The 18104-nt window shown below is 44.4% G+C and carries 17 protein-coding genes; 15 read left to right on the forward strand and 2 right to left on the reverse strand.

Features of this window, described 5'->3' with window-relative positions:
- Positions 1 to 86: 86 nt before the first annotated feature.
- The 7 genes from HOP45_RS04125 to HOP45_RS04155 all read left to right on the forward strand — a co-directional run bounded on the left by HOP45_RS04125 (position 87) and on the right by HOP45_RS04155 (position 8146).
- Positions 87 to 2375, forward strand: a complete 2289-nt coding sequence (locus HOP45_RS04125) for an ATP-dependent DNA helicase (RefSeq protein WP_181347641.1) — start codon at positions 87 to 89, stop codon at positions 2373 to 2375.
- A 150-nt stretch (positions 2376 to 2525) separates the two neighbouring features.
- Positions 2526 to 3242: an SDR family oxidoreductase gene (locus HOP45_RS04130; RefSeq protein WP_181347642.1), complete on the forward strand. Its 717-nt coding sequence runs from the start codon at positions 2526 to 2528 to the stop codon at positions 3240 to 3242.
- Positions 3243 to 4265, forward strand: coding sequence for an S-adenosylmethionine:tRNA ribosyltransferase-isomerase (locus HOP45_RS04135; RefSeq protein WP_181347643.1), 1023 nt, complete (start codon positions 3243 to 3245; stop codon positions 4263 to 4265).
- Positions 4234 to 4647 (forward strand): VOC family protein, encoded by a 414-nt coding sequence (locus HOP45_RS04140; protein ID WP_255437489.1) that lies wholly within the window; start codon positions 4234 to 4236, stop codon positions 4645 to 4647. Before HOP45_RS04135 ends, HOP45_RS04140 begins: the two co-directional genes overlap by 32 nt.
- Before the next feature lie 130 nt (positions 4648 to 4777).
- The gene (locus HOP45_RS04145) at positions 4778 to 6028 is read left to right on the forward strand and encodes an L-lactate MFS transporter (protein ID WP_181347645.1); all 1251 of its coding nucleotides are present in this window, start codon (positions 4778 to 4780) and stop codon (positions 6026 to 6028) included.
- Between the two features lie 366 nt (positions 6029 to 6394).
- Positions 6395 to 6991 carry a biotin transporter BioY gene (locus HOP45_RS04150; protein WP_181347646.1) on the forward strand — a complete coding sequence of 199 codons (597 nt, stop codon included), beginning with the start codon at positions 6395 to 6397 and terminating at the stop codon, positions 6989 to 6991.
- Between the two features lie 99 nt (positions 6992 to 7090).
- Positions 7091 to 8146 (forward strand): PQQ-dependent sugar dehydrogenase, encoded by a 1056-nt coding sequence (locus HOP45_RS04155; protein WP_181347647.1) that lies wholly within the window; start codon positions 7091 to 7093, stop codon positions 8144 to 8146.
- 116 nt (positions 8147 to 8262) lie between these two features.
- On the opposite strand, the gene HOP45_RS04160 is transcribed toward HOP45_RS04155, so the two are convergent.
- On the reverse strand, positions 8263 to 8661 hold the full coding sequence (locus HOP45_RS04160) for a hypothetical protein (RefSeq protein WP_181347648.1): 399 nt from the start codon (positions 8659 to 8661) through the stop codon (positions 8263 to 8265).
- 179 nt (positions 8662 to 8840) lie between these two features.
- Between HOP45_RS04160 and HOP45_RS04165 the strand changes: the two genes are divergently transcribed.
- On the forward strand, positions 8841 to 9941 hold the full coding sequence (locus HOP45_RS04165; RefSeq protein WP_181347649.1) for a M24 family metallopeptidase: 1101 nt from the start codon (positions 8841 to 8843) through the stop codon (positions 9939 to 9941).
- Between the two features lie 855 nt (positions 9942 to 10796).
- Here the strand turns inward: HOP45_RS04165 and HOP45_RS04170 are convergent.
- Entirely contained in the window at positions 10797 to 11363 is a 567-nt protein-coding gene (locus tag HOP45_RS04170) for a histidine phosphatase family protein (protein ID WP_181347650.1), read from the reverse strand.
- Positions 11364 to 11880: 517 nt separating this feature from the next.
- Between HOP45_RS04170 and HOP45_RS04175 the strand changes: the two genes are divergently transcribed.
- The 7 genes from HOP45_RS04175 to rpiA all read left to right on the forward strand — a co-directional run bounded on the left by HOP45_RS04175 (position 11881) and on the right by rpiA (position 18054).
- The gene (locus tag HOP45_RS04175) at positions 11881 to 13416 is read left to right on the forward strand and encodes a glycine betaine uptake BCCT transporter (RefSeq protein ID WP_181347651.1); all 1536 of its coding nucleotides are present in this window, start codon (positions 11881 to 11883) and stop codon (positions 13414 to 13416) included.
- Positions 13417 to 13560: 144 nt separating this feature from the next.
- The gene (locus tag HOP45_RS04180) at positions 13561 to 13920 is read left to right on the forward strand and encodes a lmo0954 family membrane protein (protein ID WP_181347652.1); all 360 of its coding nucleotides are present in this window, start codon (positions 13561 to 13563) and stop codon (positions 13918 to 13920) included.
- A gap of 37 nt (positions 13921 to 13957) precedes the next feature.
- Positions 13958 to 14608 (forward strand): PspA/IM30 family protein, encoded by a 651-nt coding sequence (locus HOP45_RS04185; protein ID WP_181347653.1) that lies wholly within the window; start codon positions 13958 to 13960, stop codon positions 14606 to 14608.
- Between the two features lie 227 nt (positions 14609 to 14835).
- Complete coding sequence (liaF, locus tag HOP45_RS04190) at positions 14836 to 15555, forward strand: cell wall-active antibiotics response protein LiaF (RefSeq protein WP_181347654.1); 720 nt, start codon at positions 14836 to 14838, stop codon at positions 15553 to 15555.
- Complete coding sequence (locus HOP45_RS04195) at positions 15552 to 16601, forward strand: sensor histidine kinase (protein ID WP_181347655.1); 1050 nt, start codon at positions 15552 to 15554, stop codon at positions 16599 to 16601. Before liaF ends, HOP45_RS04195 begins: the two co-directional genes overlap by 4 nt.
- The gene (locus HOP45_RS04200) at positions 16594 to 17223 is read left to right on the forward strand and encodes a response regulator transcription factor (RefSeq protein WP_181347656.1); all 630 of its coding nucleotides are present in this window, start codon (positions 16594 to 16596) and stop codon (positions 17221 to 17223) included. The genes HOP45_RS04195 and HOP45_RS04200 overlap by 8 nt, the downstream gene beginning before the upstream one ends.
- A 132-nt stretch (positions 17224 to 17355) precedes the next feature.
- Positions 17356 to 18054, forward strand: a complete 699-nt coding sequence (gene rpiA, locus HOP45_RS04205; RefSeq protein WP_181347657.1) for a ribose 5-phosphate isomerase A — start codon at positions 17356 to 17358, stop codon at positions 18052 to 18054.
- The last annotated feature ends 50 nt before the right edge of the window (positions 18055 to 18104 follow it).

The following is an 18104-nucleotide window of genomic DNA, read 5'->3' on the forward strand; positions in this document are numbered from 1 at the left end:
ACAGAATTTTCTTACATTATTTCGGCAGCCAGAGTTGTTTCGTGTCGGTAAAATATACATGAATGTTATGAAGGGGAGTGAAGCTAATGGACAGTCAATTGAGTGTCTCCATCCGTTCCTTGGCTGAATACGTGTATCGTTCTGGGAACATTGACAACCGCTTTCGATCCCCGACTGCTTTACAAGAAGGGACTGCTATTCACCAGGATGTCCAGCAAGCGTATGAGGATCAGGATGAAAAAGAAGTTTACCTGGAAACGACTTTCCGTCAAGATGATCTTGATTTAGTTGTTCACGGTCGCTGTGATGGGGTGCTGATGCGGGAAGGCCATCCGATTATTGATGAAATAAAATCTACCTCACTTATGCTTGACGAACTGGAATCAGAAGGTCTCCCTGTGCATTGGGCCCAAGCTAAGAGTTATGCCTACATATACGCACTAGATCATCGATTAACCGAGATTGACGTCCAACTGACGTATGTACAAAAACACTCAAAAGAAAAACGAATCATTAAACAAACGTTTGATCAACAAGCGTTGCAGACCTTCATGGAGGCAATGATTCAAGAATATCTATCTTACGGTCGGATACTCCTGCATATTCGTGAACAAAAACAACGATCCCTCCCTGATTTGGGGTTTCCTTTTACTCACTTCCGCGACGGGCAGCGCAAATTGACAGGTGCCGTCTATAAAACGATCCAGGAGAAACGGCAGCTTTACGCTCAGGCGCCGACAGGCATAGGAAAAACCATCTCCACTTTATTTCCTGCTATTAAAGCGATGGAGCAAGAAGATCTTCACCAGATATTTTATTTAACAGCTAAAACGGTAACGCGTGCAACCGTGGAGGAAGCCTTGCAATACATGAAAGATGAAGGCCTAGCATTGCGGTCGGTTACCCTGACAGCTAAGGACAAAATCTGTTTTCAAGAGGAGACGATTTGTCAGCCTGACTATTGTGAATTCGCTGATGGCTACTACGATCGAATTAATGGGGCGATCATCGATATTTTGCAAAATGAAATGATAGTGACTCGTTCTGTCATCGAATCCTATGCCATGAAACATAAGGTCTGTCCTTTTGAATTTTCATTGGATGTCGCTTATGTAGTGGATGTTGTCATATGCGACTACAATTATATTTTTGACCCTAAGGTCAGTCTGAAGCGGCTGATGCCAGAAGATAAAAAACAATCAGCTTTGCTTGTCGATGAAGCCCATAATCTAGTGGAACGCGGGCGCGAGATGTTCTCAGCTTCGCTGGAAGAAGATAGTTTTCTCCACATTTCCCGGTCGTACCCTGCTCATGAAGACAAAGTGAAAGAGGCAGCTGAGTCGATTGCGCGTGATTTGCAGCGCCTAGAAAAACAGCAAGGTAAAGGAGAGGCTTTTGTACTCGATGAGATGCCAGGGAGCTTTGAGGAAAGCCTTGATCAATTCGTACGCTATGCTGAGAAGGAATTACGAGAAGGGGATGACACAGAGGACAAAGAGCCGTTAAAAGATGCGTATTTTGCTGCGCAAAATTTTATTAAAGTGAGCAAGATGATGGATGAATCCTATGTCATTTATGGGCAAGGCGACCACCGTAAACTGTTTATTAAACTGTACTGTGTGGACCCTTCTCAGTTACTTTGGAAAGTCAGTGAAGGGTTTCGTTCATCTGTATTCTTTTCAGCTACATTGTCCCCTTTTGCTTACTATAAAGACTTATTAGGTGGTTCGAAAGATGATTATATTCTTAAACTTCCTTCGCCTTATAAGTTTGAAGAAGCTGTCGATGTCACGATTTGTAACGTCTCAACAAGGTATAAAGATCGCTCGGCGACATTACCTGCCATTATCGCAGCGTTTTACCAGATGACTTTGGAGAAACCCGGGAATCATTTATTTTTCTTTCCATCTTATCAGTATATGGAGCAAGCAGCAGAAGAATGGCGTAAACAGACAGGTAATAGGGACACCATCATTCAGTCTCCTGCTATGACTGAGGAAGCACGCGATGAATTTTTGGATCAATTTCATGCAGGGGGAGAGAAGATCGGCTTTGCAGTGCTGGGTGGTATTTTCTCGGAAGGTGTCGATTTAAAAGGGGACCGGTTGACCGGGGTTGCGGTTGTGGGTGTGGGCTTAGTTCCGCGCAGCTTTGAACGTGAATTGATCAAAGGTCACTTTAATCGCGCGAGCCGGAATGGGTATGACTACGCTTATGTATTTCCTGGTATGAATAAAGTGTTGCAGGCGGGAGGGCGGTTGATTCGATCGGAAAAGGATGAAGGGGCCATTATGCTGGTCGATGATCGCTTCCTCACTTCTAAATACCGGCAATTGATTCCTGACGAATGGCGTCATTATCGCGTTTTTTCGTAGCGTACTTCGACATATTTCCCGGGAAATCATTCAATGGTCGTAGATTTTTACACGACCAATAGCGTACCCTTAATTCCTTCTTATTCGTGATGGCGGGTATGCCTTTCTCAGATAAACTGTAAGTAATCAATTGAGAAAGGTGTTGGTGGTATGACTCAAACAATTATGATCACGGGAGCTTCAAAAGGTTTAGGGAAGGCGCTGGCCCTTGGATTTGCTGAACAAGGCGCTAACCTTGCGATATGCGCACGCGGAAAGGATCGTTTGCTGGAAGTCAAGGATCAGGCAGAACAACTAGGAGCGGCAGTGGTCGCCGTGGAGGCTGATATATCAGTTCGTTCCGATGTGGAACGGTTTGTGTCCATTGCAGAACATACATTTGATCGTGTGGATGTATTAATCAATAACGCTTCTATGTTTGGTCCTGGTCCGGAGTTACTGCTCGATTATCCTGCCGATGAATTTTCGGAAGTGTTGCGGGTGAACGTTGAAAATCCATTTTTGATGGCCCAGCGTGTGCTGCCGGGGATGGTCACCCGACAACAAGGCTCGATCATCAACCTAACATCCGAAGCGGGACACACAGGCTATGCAGAATGGGGAGCATATGGGGTCTCGAAATTTGCTTTGGAAGGTTTGACTGAAATTTGGGCCGACGAAGTTTATCAACATGGTGTTCGCATCAATATGGTTGATCCAGGCGAAATGGATACAGAGATGCACGACATAGCCATCCCTGATTGTGATTACCCATTGGCAAAGCCGGACGAGATTCTCGACGTGTTCTTTTATTTAGCTTCTGAAAGGTCACAACGTGTCAACGGGCAACGATTAGAAGCGCAATCATTTGAGAAGGCGGTGGAATGAATGACAGATACAGCCTTTTCATTTACGATACCTGATACGTTAAACGCGTCTGAACCAGCGGAATACAGGGGTAGAAATCGTGAAGATGTCAAACTTATGGTGTTGGATCGTCTAACAGGCAAAACGCGGCATGGTGAATTCTCCGACATTTCAGCCTACTTTCACCCGGGAGATGTCCTGGTTCTCAATCGTTCCAGAACGATGCCTTCTCAATTCCAAGCTAAAGTTCTGGGCGAGAGCTACGAGATGCGTCTTGCCCGGGAAGTAGAAGATGGGGTGTGGGAAGTGCTGTTGCTTCCCGATGCACTTAAGATAGGGACCACCATTACTTTAGCGGACGGTTACTCGGCAGAGGTAGTGGGGGAAGGGAGCGAGTCACCGCTTCAAACAGTTAAGTTTGAGCTTGCTGGAGAGAAATTGCTTTCGTTTTTCTATCAATATGGGGCGCCCGTTTACTATGAATACATTACCGAGCCATGGCCGCTCGATGCCTATCAGACTGTATATAGTTCAGTGCCAGGATCGGTTGAGATGACATCAGCAGGCCGCCCGTTTAGTTGGCGCACGTTGAATGCTTTACGTAATCAAGGGGTGCAGATTGCTTTTCTCGAATTGCATACGTCGCTTAGTTATTATTCCCATAACAGGTGGCCGACACCTTCATCCCATCCTGAAAACTATCATATTCCTAAAGAAACTACGGAAATGATTGAGCGGGCTGCTCGAGAGGGGAACCGTGTCATTGCTGCCGGCACCACTGTGGTTAGAGCTTTAGAATCAGCTGCTGTATCTCCAAGAGGCACACTCCACTATGGCAAAGGTGTCAGTCGTCTTTATATTGATCGTCATCACGAGTTGAAAGTCGTGAATGGCTTAATCACTGGTTTTCATGAACCTGAAGCAAGTCATTTGGACCTGCTCACTGCTATTGTGAGCGAAAAGTATCTCATGGAGGCTTACCAGGTTGCGATCGACCAACACTACCTCTGGCATGAATTTGGTGATATCAATCTCATTATGTAACGAAGCCGAGCTAAGGGGCTGGCATCATATCGGAATAGAGACCAGCTGTTTGGCACGTACCATTACGTTTTACACACAGTTAATTGATTTTCACACTAGTGAACAGATCGACCTGGATGATGAGAGCTTAACGTTTTTGACTAGAGGGAGTCTGCAACTCGAACTCGTACTGCCAAAACAAGAAACCGAGGTTTCCTCTGGACATGTACATTTTGCCTGGAAGGTGAACAATTTAACCGCATGGGTTGAATGGTTAAAGGAACATAATGTGTTTCCTGTGGATGGCCCCTATCGGGTTCGGCGGTTACAAGGGGTAATGTACAAAGGCCCCAATAACGAAACAATCGAACTAATTTGTTCCCAGCAGGAACACGGGCAATAACATCGGCGCTCAAGTAAGCGTTGGTGTTATTTTTTTGATCATTCTGAAAATTTCAAGTTTTAATTTGAGAAATTAAGGAAATCTATCACTGTGTAGTTTAAATCTTGTTATAATTGGAGGAATTATTTTTATGGCTCAGAGAAGAGTGAAAAATCGATGGTTAATTGCTCTTTGTGCGGTAGGTATACACATATCGATTGGTTCTGTTTATGCATGGAGCAATTTTACCAACCCCTTGATCGATGAATTTGGTTGGAGCTCCAGCCAAGTGCAGTTCACCTTTAGTTTGGCCATTTTGTTCTTGGGATTATCGGCCGCGTTTCTCGGCTGGTTTGTTGAAAAATACGGTCCTCGTGTAGCTGGTATGACGGCAGCTGTTTTTTTTGGAATTGGGATATTTGGTTCAGGTTTAGCCGTTAACGCCGGTTCGCTATGGATGTTGTATTTCTTTTATGGCGTATTGGGCGGTGTTGGACTCGGTATTGGCTACATAGCTCCAGTATCCACATTGGTCAAATGGTTCCCAGATAGAAGGGGCTTAGCTACCGGAATGGCTATTATGGGGTTTGGATTTGCTGCTGCCATCGCCAGCCCGGTTATGGACTGGCTGATCGGTTCTTTAGGGATCGCCGCCACATTTTTTATATTAGGAATAAGTTATTTTGCCATCATGATCCTTTCTTCTCTCTATCTGTCTCGCCCTCCTGAAGACTGGTCTCCTGAAGGGTATGACCCCCATGCAGAAAAGGAAGTGGAAAAACGAGATTTAGCCAATATTAAAGCAAAAGAGTCCTTAAAAACTGTCCGCTTTTACTATCTGTGGCTCATGTTATTCATTAATGTAACGTGTGGCATAGCTGTCATTTCAGCGGCAAAGCCACTGGCTGAAAACAGTGTTGGCATGAGCACAGGAGCCGCTGCTACATTAGTGGGCGTCATGGGGATCTTTAATGGACTTGGTAGAATTGGTTGGGCGAGCGGATCTGATTACATCGGACGTGCCAATACGTATTTAACTTTTTTCGCTTTGCAAATCGCCCTGTTCCTCATTTTACCCTGGACGACCTCGGTCGTTATCTTCGTTGTAGCATTGGCGGTCATCTATACGTGTTACGGTGGGGGCTTTGCAACCATCCCAGCGTTTATTGGCGACTTGTTCGGCACCAAGGAGTTAGGTGCTATTCACGGCTATATTTTAACAGCTTGGGCAGCTGCTGGTTTAGTTGGCCCATTGTTTGCGGCATGGATGCAGGATACGACCGGCAGTTATGAAAACAGCCTTATTTACTTTGCGGGGATGTTCGTCATCGCCCTGATCATTTCGATTTTAACTAAAGTTGATATAAGGAAAAAGCAAGCAGAACTAAAAAAATCAGCTTAAATGGACCGTTGTCGCTGGTGACAGACGTCATATTCAGTAAAGGAGGATGACCAATGGGAGCAGCGATTGGAGTTGTAGCGGTATTTATTGTTATTGGAATCTTAAAATCAGCTTTGGGTATGCCATCTACTAAGCGACCTGACAAGGAGTATGATTATTATTAAAGCACATAACACTTCAGGCGCGTGATAACGCTGCAACATTAATAAATTTAACACTGTATTGGAATAAGACCCCATATCGCTCGCGTGTTAAATCCGAGCGATAGGGGGTCGCTTTTTGAATATTGTAAACCTTTAAATTTTAAAGTTGACAATATAGCCAAGGTCCTCTATTGTAGCACTATAATGGTAAGGAGGTTAGAACATGACGAATCGTGCATTATCTACATATGATATCACGCTTGGGGCTATGTTTGTCGCTTTGATGGCAATAGGAGCAAATATTACAGCAGTAGCACCCTTTCTTTCGGTTATGGGCGTGCCGTTAACATTACAAACTTTTTTTGCTATCTTGGCGGGCCTCATACTCGGCAGTCGTCTGGGCACCATCGCCATGACTGTTTATTTGGCTCTGGGGTTAGTAGGGGCCCCTGTTTTTGCTGGGTTTAAAGCCGGTTTTTCAGTGTTGGTGATGCCGACATTTGGATTTATACTATCATTTATTTTATTGGCGTTTGTCGTAGGTAAAATTGCGGAAAAAAACCGAAGATTGAATGTGTATATTACGGCAGCAAGTGTTGGACTCCTCATCAATTACGCGATAGGAGTGAATTGGATGTACGGTGCATACGTCCTTTGGGTGGGGGAGCCAGAAAGCTTTTCTTATTTGGCTGCTTGGGCAGGCATGGGGGCGTTTTTCGTGAAAGACGCTGTCTTAGCTGTATGTGCAGGCATGCTTGCTAATCGTCTCGTCCGCACAGGGGCGTCAAGGGCTGCGTGGCGACGTAACCCAGCAGCTTAATGGGGTTGTCGTCTTTCGGTGCTCCTGATGTGTTACATTGTTTCTGTTTGAAAGACAAAATTGCTACAATGAAGGAAACAATTGTCAGGAGGGCGGATCATGAAATATCTATTCCTAGTATTCGCGATTGCTTTGCTCTCGGAATGTACGAGCGAACAGGAACCTTCCTCTGAACCATCGGACGAACAAGCCGATGATCAGGACAAATCGGCGCTCATCAGTCAGCTGAATTCCCCATGGGATATTGAATCGGCCGAGGGTACGTTTTTTATCTCAGAACGGGAAGGCTCCATCACCCGATGGGAAGAGGGCACTGATCCAACACGCATGGATGTGGAAACGAGCAAGGATATTGCTCAAATAGGAGAAGGTGGCCTGCTCGGGCTAGCGTTATTTCCTGATTTTTCAGAGTCCCGAAAGGCGTATGCTTACCACACATACAATGCGGACGGTGGCATCATGAATCGAGTTGTGGTGTTGGAGATGCGTAATAATGTGTGGGAAGAAACCGAGACAATCATAGAGGGCATTCCAGGGTCTAACTTTCATAATGGAGGAAGAATGAAAATCGGACCTGATGAAAAATTGTACGTAACGACAGGGGATGCACAAGAACAAGCATCGGCTCAGGATAAAACAAGCCTATCTGGTAACATTCTACGCTTGAATCAAGACGGTTCCATACCTGAAGATAACCCTGATTCAGACTCATATGTCTATAGCTATGGGCACCGGAACCCGCAAGGATTAACGTGGGCAGACAATGGAAAACTGTATGCTTCAGAACACGGATCGACGAACCATGATGAAGTCAATCAAATCAAGGCTGGTGCTAATTATGGGTGGCCGGAAATTGAAGGGGACGAAGAAGCCGCCGATATGGAAACGCCCTTGTATCAAACAGGCAACGACACGTGGGCTCCATCTGGTATGACGTCGCAAAATAATACACTGTACGTAGCAGCTCTTAGAGGAGAAGCCATTTACCAGCTGCCGCTTGATGATTCTGAACCGGAGAGGATCGTTGAAGATTACGGCAGAATACGGGATGTAGAATGGATAGATGGCGCGTTGTACTTTATTACCAACAGTACTGATGGACGCGGTTCACCTGAGGAAGGCGACGATCAATTGGTTCGCGCTCAGCTTCAGTAATGTGAGCCAGATAAGTAAATCGGAGATATTTCATGAATAGTTTGCCTGGAACACCAAAATGCCGAACTGATTTCAAATCGTTCGGCATTTTGGTGTTTCATTCAGTTTTTCCCTTCTTAGTCTTCTGTTATCCATTCCCCTTTTGTGAATACCAATAACGCAAATGTGAAAAAAGCAAGCAGCATGATGCTCCCGCCTACGATAAAAAAGATCATACTGAAGGTCTCCATACCTTCAATCGGCTGGACATAATATAGCCACATCCCGGTCGTCAGCCCCAGCGAACCTATGAACGACGTCCAGACGTGGACCAATGATAGTTTTGAGTTTTTCGGAATGTTGAATACTTTATAAAAGATGCCGAATGAAAATAACGATAGCCACCCGACGACCAAAATATGGGCGTGTACTGTCTTCAATTCATAACCGCCTGCACCCGCCATGTGTGAACCGATGTAAGCGCCTAATAGAGCATAAAGTGCGGCAACCCGCACAAAAAAACGTGTTCGATCCAATGTTAATCCCCCTCAATTCGTACAATTCTATTCCATTATATCTGAAAGGAATCTGATTAGAAATGAGAGCGCGGTATTGTTGAAAAGTGTTCATATGTACTGATTTATCTAAACTGTTTTTTGAATGGCCCATTTCCGCTATGATAGAAGGACAACATTCAAACAGAAGGAGAGATTCTATGAACCAACGATTGCAAAACATATGCGACTATTTAAAAAATCAGCAAATCGATGCTGCATTTATTAATGCACCCGAAAACTTTTTTTACTTATCGGGGTTTCAGACCGATCCTCACGAGCGTTTGCTTGGCATGATGGTCTTTCCTCACACGAAACCTATCGCCATCATCCCCGAAATGGAAGCTGAGCAGTTGAGGCAATCGGGGTGGGATTCGCATATCATCGGCTATCAGGATCATGAAAATCCCTGGGAGCTATTGAAGGATGATTTGAACAAACGTGAGATCATCAATGTAAAAACGATCGGTTTGGAGAAAAATGTATTGTCCTATGGACGCAGTGAATCATTACTCGGCATGTTTCCAAACGTCAACGTTGTGGACGTAGAAGTGCAGCTTAATCACATGCGCGTTGTGAAGGACGAGGAAGAAATCGCGGTTATGAGAGAAGCAGCTGAATTAGCCGATTATGGTATAAAAATAGGGGTGGACGCTTTAGACGAAGGTGTCAGCGAAATGGAGGTTCTCGCCAAAATCGAGTTCGAGCTGAAAAAGAAAGGCGTCCGCGAGATGTCATTCTCAACAATGGTGTTGTTCGGGGAAAATTCTGGCTCGCCACATGGAAACCCGGGGAATCGTACATTGAAATCAGGGGATTTTGTCTTATTCGATCTTGGGGTAGAGTGGAAGGGCTATACCTCTGATATTACCCGAACGTTTGCGTTCAAACATATCACCTCTGAACAGGAAGACATTTATCAGACAGTTTTGAATGCCCAGCTGGCAGCTTTGGATATCAGCCAGCCAGGTACGCGCATCGGTGATTTGGATCAGACGGCCCGAGATATCATCGAAGCAGCAGGGTTTGGCGATCGCTTCCCCCATCGGCTTGGTCATGGAATCGGGATCAATGTTCACGAATTCCCTTCGATGAGTCATTTGAATAATGATAAGTTAAAAGCAGGGATGACGTATACAATTGAACCAGGGATTTATGATAGTAAGTTAGGCGGGGTTAGAATTGAAGATGATGTCCTGGTGAAAGCGAATGGTTGTGAGACGTTAACCCGTTATCCAAAGGAACTCCAGGTCATTACGTAAATGGATAGAGACTAGACTAATAAATCCCAAAAATTCCGAACAATATTGCTGATTAAGCAAAACCCGGTCTATGTGATGAAATACGGAGAGATTGTGTGCGGATTCTATAGTTTATAACTGGACTTCTTACCATACAGCCGAGGGTGTTGGTCAATCTTTGTAGCAGCATGTCATCGATACAGCAGCTGAATACGGCTTGCAGAACGTCACGATAGATAGCAACCCAAATGCTGAACGTTCTACCTTAAAATGGGAGCGCGACGAATAGGAGAGATTTCCTCCACAGTCTTTCAAAATCGACAATTACCGTTGCTGCATGTCAGCGTATGTGGAAACGCCTGCTGCTACATGGAGATTTCTGTAGAAATGTGTTCCGGTCTTTGTGATTTATAAGCCTAATTCGTAGATATTCAATCCATTGGCCGGGGCAGGGAAAATCTACGAGCCTGTTAGTCTGTTTTCCGGGCTGATGCAATCGTTTTGTAAGCCACATCGTCTGTTTATAAACCAAACGCGAATATATATCATTCAAGTGCCCTAGTGGAAATAGGTTACGTGCCAAATTTTGAGGTCACCACGCCGAATCAGCACGTGACCGATCCAACCTGGCTCCTCACCCTGCCGAATCTACAAAACTATAAGCCGAATTCGGCATCTTTCATGCCTGGACGACTTTACATGCCGAAACAACTCAGATTCATTCCAATGCTCACAAAATATAAGCCAACGCCCGCACATAGTTAATCCCTACCAAACAAACCATCAATGCAATCCAGAAACACTTCGGAATTTTTGGGTTTCAAGGGAGGGGTTCCATAACCGGTCCATTAAAACAGACGATTTTTCCGATGCATGTTACTCGTACGTTTCTTTTCCCCATATCCGTTTAACGCTTAGTAACGCTTTATCATCAAATGTTAATTTGTAAACGTCTGGCATTTCGAGTTCTTTCCAAAAAGTGAAATTATAGCGCTCATTAAAGAAATTCATAATGAGAACCATTATATTGCCGTGAGTTCCGATCACAACGTTTTTTCCTCTGAATTTCTCCAATATATTCAACGTGGCAGCGACGCCTCTCTTTTGAGCTTCTAAGTTCGACTCCCCACCTTCCCAGGAAAAGTTATAATCCTCCCATACTTTTGTAATAGCAGAAGGAAAGTCTTTGACCGGGTCCTTGCTTAACGTACGTTCTTTAAACCCATCTACAATTGTAATATCTTTGTTTATTTGTTTAGCGATACCTTCCACCGTTTGAATAGCTCGTTTATAAGGACTTGAAACGACATGGTTAATTTGTTCTGAGTTAAATAACCTAGTAACCTTAGCAGCATCATTAAAGCCGTCTTCTGATAATGGTCTCCCTAACTCGTCCGGAGAATATATAGAATGGGCATGTCTCACGAAGTATAGATTAGTCATTTACAATCAACTTCTCCCTTACTATTAATGTAATCTACTTTAAATAAATTGTATTTGGCTAAATGCGTTGAGAAGGTATGTTCATTCAATATCAACCAAGTGGTTTCGAGAAGCCTATATGGCAAGTGCCGTTGGGGAAGGGTGAGACTCCCGCGGGAGAAGGAGCAAGGCAAGACCTCGGAAGGCGAAGCCTGAGGAGGCTTGCCAGTTCCCCCGCAGGAAAGCGAATCCTTCCCCAACGGCCCTACACCTCCCCAAAAACATCTCGAAATCGAGGCGAAGCCCCCGTTTCGAGATAAATATCCACTTCAAATATCAACAACAAACTTTAAAAAAGCCTTATAACCCTCATTCATACACAGTTAATTGCCAAATACAAATTAATCCTAATTTGCTTACAACTGGGTTCTCATTATACCAATTGTTTATTAAAAAAACAGATGGGTATTGATTATTGTAATCGGATACTATTCCCTTAACAACAAACTTCCACCAAATCATGAGATAGGAGAAGGTAATGAAAAAAGTAACTTCGGTATTTTGGATTACGCTAGCCATTACGTTATTTTCTGTCGTTTGGGGGTCAATTGCCCCGAAAAATTTAGAAAGAATTACGGGCAACATCCAATCGTACATCTCGGTCCATTTTGGATGGTATTATCTATTAATTGTTACGCTTTTTGTTGGATTTTGCTTATATATGATTTTCAGCCCTTACGGCAAAATGAAATTGGGGAAACCAGAGGACAAGCCGGATTATAGCTATTCCACATGGTTCGCCATGCTGTTCAGTGCAGGAATGGGTATTGGGCTGGTCTTTTATGGGGCGGCTGCACCAATTCAGCAATATATAACCAATCCGCCTACAGCAGAGTCCGGGACCCCGGAAGCTCTTGCTGATGCGATGCGGATTACGTTTTTCCATTACGGGGTCCATGCGTGGGGGATTTATGCCATCGTAGCCCTGGTACTAGCTTATTTCAAATTCCGTCGCGGTGCGCCCGGGTTGATTAGCGCCACGTTAGAGCCGCTGTTCGGTGAGAAAATGAAAGGCCCGTGGGGGATCGTTGTGGATGTTATCGCAGTGTTTGCCACCATTGTAGGCGTAGCGACCACCCTTGGGTTCGGAGCTGCCCAAATTAATGGAGGCATTACGTACTTGACAGACATCGATGAAGGATTTGGCGTTCAATTGATCATCATTGCCGTGGTCACTGTGTTGTTCATGGTTTCCGCCTATACAGGTTTGAGTAAAGGGATTAAGTATCTGAGTAACGCAAATATGGGTTTAGGTGGCCTCTTATTTATATTGATTTTGATAATCGGGCCGACGTTATACATCATGAACATGCTGGTTGATTCACTGGGGTCTTATATTTACACTCTCCCGAAAGAAAGCTTGCGCATTGCACCGAATAATGAAGAACAGCAAAAATGGGTGAATAACTGGACGGTTTTCTTTTGGGCCTGGTGGATCGCATGGTCGCCTTTTGTTGGCATTTTTATCGCCCGTGTCTCGAAAGGACGTTCGATTCGGGAGTTTCTATCCGGCGTGCTGCTTGTCCCGTCCATTGTCAGCTTTTTATGGTTCTCCGCATTTGGAAGCTCGGCGATTGTTAAACAGGATGAAGGAGCTGAACTTGCCAGTCTGGCGCCGGAACAAATGCTGTTTGGGGTTTTTGACCAATACCCAATGAGCTTATTATTATCCATTATCGCGCTCATGTTAATTGCGACGTTTTTCATAACATCAGCTGATTCAGCCACATTTGTGTTAGGCATGCAGACGACAAACGGCTCCCTTAATCCGCCTAAGATGGTTAAATTCGCATGGGGGATTGCTCAATCAGCAACCGCTGCTGTGCTCCTGTACACTGGTGGTTTACAAGCCTTACAAAATGCATTAATTTCTGCTGCATTTCCATTTTCACTGATCATGTTGCTTATGGTCTACTCTCTTTATAAGGCTTTACGAACGGATAAAGCAGAACTGGACCGAGAACGTATGCAGTCCTTGAAAAAACAAATCCAGCAAGAGGAGATTACGGATTAGTCGGCACACTTACTGTGTCGGCTTTTTTTATGCCCAGCCCCTTAAATACGCCTCTAGGCTTATATGAAAATATATCTCCAGCTCATTATGCAACCTTTCGGGAACGCGTAAGATGAAGATAGATTAAACGAAGGAGGGAATGAGATGAAGAAATTTCTAATTTTTTTAGCAGGACTTGTGGCTTTAATGGTCCTTCTCGCTAATTTAGGCCCAATGATTCTCCTGGCTGTAGGGATATGGCTGTTATATGTCGTGTTCAAGCAGTTTCTTAAAAGTGAATCCACTGCTGGAAAAATCGGCTGGGTTGTTGTCGGCTTGATTGTACTCAGTGTGACGATATCGAATATTTACGCTGTGATTGGCGTGGCTGCAGCTTATGTGCTTTACGTCATTTATAAAAAATGGCGCATGGACAAGGCCTCTTCAGTGGACGAGCCCGCTGAGCCAAGACGTAACGACCCTTTCACGAATTTTGAGAGACAATGGGCAGAATTGAACAAATAATGAAGTGTATCATGACTAAAAAAAGGAGAGATACGAAATGGCAAATATATTTACGCGTTTAAAAGACTCGATTACGGCCGATTTTCATGAAGCTCTGGATCAAAAGGAACAACGTAACCCTATCGCCATGTTGAACCAGTATTTACGAGAAAGTGAGCAAGAAACCGAAAAGGTACGTAAGCTGGTTGAGCGTCAATATCGGCTTAAAGATGAGTTTGGACAGGAATGCCAGCGGTCAGAAGATATGGCTCAAAAGCGTAAACACCAAGCAGAAATCGCCCGGAAAGCCGGGGAAGAGAATATGTACGAGTTTGCGGTGAAAGAGCAGCAGGAATATGAAGCGCGAGCTGAGCGGTTGCAAGCATCACGTGTCAATGCAGAGGAGCAGCTCGAAACGTTGGAACATAAGTATGAGGATATGAAGCACAGGCTGAAGGATATGAGGCTCAAGCGTATGGAATTGATGGGGCGGGAGAACATCGCACGTGCTCACCACCGTATGAACCAGGTCATGGAAGATACATCGGACAAGCCTTACTCACGGTTTGCAGAGATTGACCGTTACATTGACGATTTAGAGTATAAAGTGAATAGTTCTTACTATCGCAACACATTTGACAGCAAAATGGCTCATCTTGAAAAAGAGCTGGACAACAAAGAACCCGTTCCAGATCAATCACAATCATGATATAGTAAAAAGGCGCAGTCCTCTGCGTCTTTTTGATAGCTTAGGGAACTATAAAATTTGGACCTAATAAGCCGCGTCCGACTCCAGCGCCCAGTTCCTCGCGACATACGCAACCAACCCTGCGGAAGGAAAGACCACACCTTCCTCCTGGTGTTTTGCTTATGCGTGTCGGAGCTCCCGGGGTGCTTGTGCCTTTGTTCTTACATAAGCGGGAAGGAGGAGATCCTGTGTTTCAGCGCATGTCAACGGATACGTTAAATATGATTATCATCATCGGGGTCATTCTCCTTGTCGTAGAAGTTGCTTTTTTTAATGGCGGCTTGATATTTTCGGTTATGTTTTCCGGCCTCATGATATATTTTGGATTGAAACGCTACCATCGTTTTTGGGGGAAAGTCCTGTTTTGGATTGGAGCCGTCAGTTTATTTTTTACGGTATTGAACATGATTGCCGTTCGATTTGTCCTGATTGCATTGGTGGTCATGTTTCTGCTTAGTTACCAACGATCAAAAACGAATCCTGATCATATTAAACCTGATATAACAGAGCCTTCTGAAGCTGTGATTCCGCAAGACCCATTGTTTCGGCAAAAATTTTTCGGCGATCAAAAGACCGATTCAATGCCTTATAAATGGAATGATATTAACATTCATGGCGGGTTTGGTGACCGTGTCATCGACTTAAGCAACACCGTCCTGCCTGATGATGAAGCCGTTATATCGATTAGGCATATGATCGGAAATATCGAGATACTCGTGCCTTATGAGGTGGAAGTCAGCGTGCACCATAGTGCCTTATTGGGTCGGGTTCGCATTTTTCATCACCAGAAAGAGCGATTATTTAATCAGCTTGTGTCCTATAAAACGGAACATTACGCTACAGAAAAGCCGAGGGTGAAAATAGTGACGTCCATGGTGTCCGGGGATATTGAGGTGAAGCGGATATGAGCTTACTTCAACGGCAGATGGTCCTTGGATTGTTATGGTTTTTATTTTTTGCGATTGGTTTGTCCATCCTGACCTTTAGTGCGTTCCCTTTAGACAATTGGCAGGACTTATGGAGTGTCCACTTATTTGATCTCCCGTTCGCAGCCGTAATTTTAGCGTTTTCCGTGATAGCTGGATTTATCAGCGGCATTTCGTACGGTTGGTTTTGGCGTCGCAAACTGCATACGCTGGACCAAAAACTGGAGGACCTTATGAATGGGACCAAATTGGAGCACGATGATATGGAAGTCAACGAACTAAGTGAAATCCAGGATCATCTGTTTCAACTGGAAGACAAATTAAAGCAACAGACTGAATTGTCTCAGCGTCTGGCCACGGAACGGGCGAATGAACGCGAAAAAAGTTTGCAGGAAGTGGTGGCCCAAGAACGGAGTCGATTGGCGAGAGAACTGCATGATTCGGTCAGTCAACAATTGTTTGCGGCATCAATGATGATGTCTGCTATTAATGATACTCAGACGGATACCCCTGAAAATCAATCCGTCAATAAACAATTGGCCATGGTGGAAAAGATGATCCATCAATCGCAATTGGAAATGCGTGCCTTACTTCTGCACTTGCGTCCGGTTGCTTTAAATAATCAATCATTATCCGAAGGTGTCGAGGAGCTGCTTGACGAACTGACACAAAAAGTCCCCATGACAATTGATTGGAAAGTCGAAGCACTTGAGTTAGATAAAGGCATTGAAGACCAACTATTTAGAATCCTGCAGGAAGCAGTATCGAATACGTTACGTCATGCAAAAGCCGATCATTTAACCTTTATGTTAATCGAACGTGATGAGCATGTGATCATGCGTGTTGTGGATGACGGAATAGGATTCAACGTTGAAGAAGCCAAAGCGAGCTCATACGGATTGCAAAACATGCAAGAGCGGGCAGCAGAGGTCGGTGGTTCGTTAAAGGTTGTCAGCTTGGAAAAAGAAGGGACCCGATTGGAAGTGAAGGTTCCTCGTGTAATGAAAGGGGAAGAAAAAGATGATTAACGTGTTGTTTGCCGATGACCACGAAATGGTGCGCATAGGAGTCTCAGCTTATTTATCTGCCCAACCTGACATCGAAGTAACAGCTGAAGCAAACGATGGACATGAAGCCGTGAAACTCGCACTGGAAAGTAAACCGGACATTATTCTGATGGATTTAGTGATGAAAGAAATGGATGGCATTGAAGCGACCAAAAAAATTGTAGACGCGTGGCCGGAAGCTAAAATCATCATTGTGACGAGTTTTCTTGATGATGAAAAAGTTTATCCCGCCTTGGAAGCAGGCGCGACAAGCTATATGTTAAAAACGTCTAAGGCAGAGGAAATCGCTGATGCTATTAGGGCGACCCATGAGGGTCAGTCTATTCTCGAGCCCGAAGTGACCGGGAAAATCATGACAAAGATGCGGACGAAACCCGTTCAATATCACCATGAGCACTTGACTGAACGTGAAATGGAAATCTTGTTATTAATGGCGGAAGGGAAGACCAACCAGGAAATTGCAGAACAGTTATTCATTGCGATGAAAACAGTAAAAGTGCATGTAAGTAACATCCTTGGAAAATTAGAAGTTCATGACCGCACTCAAGCCGTCGTATACGCCTTCAAACATAATTTAGTGTGAGCGCAACCTTGTCTTTCGACGAGGTTTTTTCTTTTTTAGAACTATATTATGGTATATATAGAAAGAAAAGTGATGACAGGAAGCATGTTTTTTCCGTGGATTTAGGGAATACAAATAAAGGGAGGGGTTTTCATGAAGTGGCAAAATAAACTAGCAACTGATTTGAAGTGGGGAACAGAAATTAGTCATCAATCACAAAAAACACGCGTTGCGGCGAAAGTAGCTCAATTCGTAAAAGATGGAGATGTCATTGGAGCAGGGTCAGGTTCAACCTCTTTTATAGCGCTGCAGTCGATTGCGAAGCGTATCAAAGAAGAGGACTTGAATATTTCAGCCATCCCAACTTCAAAGGAAGTGGAGATGAATTGCGCTATTCTAGGTGTGCCGACCACCACCCTCATGGCGCACCAGCCCGATTGGGGATTCGATGGAGCAGATGAGGTTGATGGGAATAAACGGCTGATCAAAGGTCGAGGGGGTGCCATGCTTGCTGAGAAACTTGTGATGGCAAGCTCGCCGAAGACTTATATTTTGGTGGATGAAAGCAAATTTGTTAAGCGTTTAGGCGCATCATTTCCTGTTCCAGTCGAGGTCGATGCGAGAGCCGTCCATTTAGTCGAAGACCGTTTAAGTCAAATGGAAACCAGTGACATTACGTTAAGAAAAGCAGCAGGGAAGGATGGGCCGGTTATCACTGAAGCAGGTAACCTCATTCTTGATGTCCGGTTTGACAGCATTGAAGGCGATATGGAAGAACGGCTGGCTGCTATTCCTGGTGTCGTTGAAACGGGTCTTTTCTTTCATTATCCTATAGACGTTTTAACTGATTAACGCGTATGGCAGTTGTGATTGGTAACTCATAGCACGAAAAATTCTATAAT

This window comes from Thalassobacillus sp. CUG 92003 (genome assembly GCF_013618635.1).
Taxonomy (GTDB): Bacteria; Bacillota; Bacilli; order Bacillales; family Halobacillaceae; genus CUG-92003.